The following is a 314-nucleotide window of genomic DNA, read 5'->3' as shown; positions in this document are numbered from 1 at the left end:
GATATCGTGGGGTTGTACCTCGACCCACCGCTCAAAGCCATGGTGTTGTGCGTTGACGAGAAGAGCCAGATTCAAGCACTGGACCGCACGCAACCCATGCTACCGCGGGCGCCAGGCATCCCCGAGCGACGCCCCCACGACTACATGCGCCATGGCACGACAACGTTGTTCGCCGCGCTGGACATCGCCACTGGAAAAGTTATCGGTGAATTGCATCGCAGACATCGCAGCAGTGAGTCCTGCAGTTTCTACGCACGATTGAAGCCAGCGTGCCACCTAAGCTCGATGTGCATCTCGTCATGGACAACTACGGC

At 58.6% G+C, this 314-nt stretch carries 1 pseudogene; it reads left to right on the top strand.

Annotated features, from left to right (window positions below):
- Nucleotides 1–314, top strand: a pseudogene (locus J8I34_RS34520) (IS630 family transposase); the annotation flags it as partial.

The sequence above is a fragment of the Cupriavidus phytohabitans genome (assembly GCF_017815025.1).
Lineage (GTDB): Bacteria > Pseudomonadota > Gammaproteobacteria > Burkholderiales > Burkholderiaceae > Cupriavidus.
This window is presented reverse-complemented; position numbering and strand designations above follow the sequence as displayed.